This is a genomic window from Nocardia carnea (genome assembly GCF_029868325.1).
Lineage (GTDB): Bacteria > Actinomycetota > Actinomycetes > Mycobacteriales > Mycobacteriaceae > Nocardia > Nocardia carnea_C.
Genome location: NZ_JARWNW010000119.1, coordinates 1 through 2,730 on the forward strand (window position 1 = coordinate 1; position 2,730 = coordinate 2,730).

At 68.8% G+C, this 2,730-nt stretch carries 2 protein-coding genes; one reads left to right on the plus strand and one right to left on the minus strand.

The features are described 5' to 3' along the window. Positions 1-177: 177 nt before the first annotated feature. Positions 178-1,650, plus strand: coding sequence for a phytoene desaturase family protein (locus QH196_RS08510; protein WP_280415212.1), 1,473 nt, complete (start codon positions 178-180; stop codon positions 1,648-1,650). Here QH196_RS08510 and QH196_RS08515 read toward each other — a convergent pair. Further along, positions 1,647-2,573 carry a cation diffusion facilitator family transporter gene (locus QH196_RS08515; RefSeq protein WP_280415213.1) on the minus strand — a complete coding sequence of 309 codons (927 nt, stop codon included), beginning with the start codon at positions 2,571-2,573 and terminating at the stop codon, positions 1,647-1,649. The genes QH196_RS08510 and QH196_RS08515 overlap by 4 nt on opposite strands. Positions 2,574-2,730 lie beyond the last annotated feature (157 nt).

Consider the following 2,730-nt stretch of genomic DNA (forward strand, 5'->3'; position numbering starts at 1 on the left):
ACCACGCCACCTAAATGAAAATGGTTATCATTTGCTTGTGACTCGTTCTGCGCTTCTCCGCCCGCTGCCTGGCCACTTTGGGGGCTAAACCGGGGGGCGCGGTGGGCGCCGCCAATAGATACAGCGGCCGAAACCCGCGGCGCCGCAGGCGCCGCAAAATAAACATAGACTCGGGTCATGGCTGATGTCGTCGTGGTGGGGGCCGGACCCAACGGGCTTGCGGCGGCGGTGATCCTGGCCGGCGCCGGGCTCGACGTCGAGGTGCACGAGGCGGGGGAGACCGTCGGGGGCGGTTGCCGGACCGCTGAGGTCACCCTGCCCGGCTTCCGGCACGATATCTGCGCCGGCGCGCACCCCATGGCGTATGCGTCGCCGTTCTTCCGGGCCTTCGATCTGGCCGCGCACGGAGTGGAACTGCTCACCCCGGCCGCCTCGTATGCCCATCCGCTCGATTCGGGGGTCGCCGGGGTGGCCTGGCGGGATCTGGACCGCACCGTGGACGAACTGGGGCGTGACGGAAAAGCCTGGAAGGGACTGTTCGGACCACTGGTAGAGAACTGGCCGGCCGTGGTGGATACCGCGATGTCGAATATGCGGCGGGTACCGCTGTCTCCGGCGGCGGTCCGGTTCGGTCTGCGCATGTTCGAGCAGGGGTCGCCGTTCTGGAACACCCGATTCGCCGGGCAGATCGCGCCGGCGCTGTTCACCGGGGTCGCCGCGCATGCGGTCCGGCCGCCGCGGGCGCTTCCGGCCGTCGGCGCCGGGCTGCTGCTGGCGACCCTGGCGCATGTCGGCGGCTGGCCTGTACCGCGCGGCGGCAGCCAGGCGATCGTGGACGCGCTCGCTGCGGAACTGCGCCGCCGCGGCGGCCGGGTGATCACCGGCCATCGAGTGGATTCGCTGGCGGAATTCGGTTCGGCCCGGGCAGTCCTGTGCGATACCTCGCCGGCCGAACTCGCGCGTATCGGCGGTGACCGGCTGCCCGCCGGCTACCGCCGCCTGCTCGGCAACGTGCGCTACGGCCCGGGCTCCTGCAAGGTCGATTTCGCCCTGTCCGGTCCGGTGCCGTGGCAGGCGGCGGAGTGCGCCGAAGCGGGCACCCTGCACCTGGTGGGCAGCCGGGCCGAGGCCATGGCCGCCGAACACGCGGTCGCCGCCGGTATGCACACCGACCGGCCGTACACGCTGGTCATCCAGCCCGGTGTCGTGGACGCCGGGCGGGCCCCGGCGGGACAGCACACCCTGTACGCCTACGCGCACGTTCCGAACGGATCGGATCGCGATATCAGCGAGCAGATCATCGGCCAGATCGAGCGGTTCGCCCCCGGCTTCCGGGATGTGATCCTGGCGAAACACGTCTACACGGCCGCCGAACTGCCCGTATACAACGCCAACTATGTGGGCGGTGATATCGGTGCCGGCGCGATGACCCTCATGCAGACGGTGTTCCGCCCGGTACCCCGCTGGAATCCGCACACCACGGGGCTGCCCGGTGTCTACCTGTGCTCGTCGGCCACCCCGCCAGGCGGCGGAGTACACGGAATGGCCGGTACACATGCCGCCGCGCATGCGTTGCGCACCGTTTTCGGCATCGGCACCGACCCGCTGCAGCTGGCCGGTGCCAACGCGGCAACCACTCCGGGCAGCTAGGCCTTACCGGCGGGCTCCCGGTACAGATCGGGCTCCAGGTAGATGATCCGCGCCGTCGGCACCGCGGCCCGGATCCGGCTCTCGGCCTCGTCGATACCCGCCGCGATCTGCGCGATATCCAGTCCGGGCGCCACCGCCACCTTGGCCGCCACCAGCAACTCTTCCGGGCCGATGTACTGGGTCTTCATATGGATGAGCCGATCGATCGTCGTACCGTCGGCGATGCTGTCGCGGATCGCGCGATCCTCGGCGGCCGTCGCACCCTCACCGATCAGCAGGCTGTGCATCTCGATGATCAGGATGATCGCGATAATTCCCAGCAGCGCGCCGATGCACAGGGTTCCGACACCGTCCCAGACCGGATCGCCCGTCAGCATGGTCAGCCCGACACCGCCCAGCGCCAGCACCAGGCCGATCAGCGCGCCGGTATCCTCCAGCAGCACCACCGGTAGTTCCGGGCTGCGCGAATTACGGATGAACTGCCACCAGCTCGCCCGGCCCTTGAGTGGTGTGGATTCCCGGACCGCGGTCGTGAAACTGTAGACCTCCAGCCCGATGGCGATCACCAGGATCACCACGGCCACTATGGGCGAGCTGAGTTCCTCGGGATGCTGGATCTTGTGAACACCCTCGTACAGGGCGTACACCGAACCCAGCGTGAACAAGACCAGGGCCACCACGAACGAATAGAAATAGCGACTGCGCCCGTACCCGAACGGATGCAGCTCGTCGGCCTCCTGCTGCGCCCGGTTCTGCCCGAACAGCAGCAGCCCCTGGTTCGCGGTATCGGCCACCGAGTGCACACCCTCGGCCAGCATCGACGCCGACCCGGTGATCCCCGCACCTACGAACTTGGCCGCCGCGATCCCGGCATTCGCCGTCAACGCCGCCAGAATCGCCTTCTTACTTCCACCAGCCGACATCCGCCACCTGTGATTTCTTGCGGCGCCGGCGGGGCCGCGGGGGTGTGGGGTTGAGGGGGTGGGGGGGGGGGTTTTATAAATGGGGTATGGGGGGGGGTTGAGGGCGATAAGCGGGAGGCGGCGGCCCAGAGGGATGGGGGGGGGGGGACCCGGGGGG

What these genes read in the sequence shown, in the direction of transcription:
- QH196_RS08510 (WP_280415212.1), top strand. Translation starts at nt 178, where the DNA reads ATGGCTGATGTCGTCGTGGTGGGGGCCGGACCCAACGGGCTTGCGGCG.
- QH196_RS08515 (WP_280415213.1), bottom strand. Translation starts at nt 2,573, where the DNA reads ATGTCGGCTGGTGGAAGTAAGAAGGCGATTCTGGCGGCGTTGACGGCG.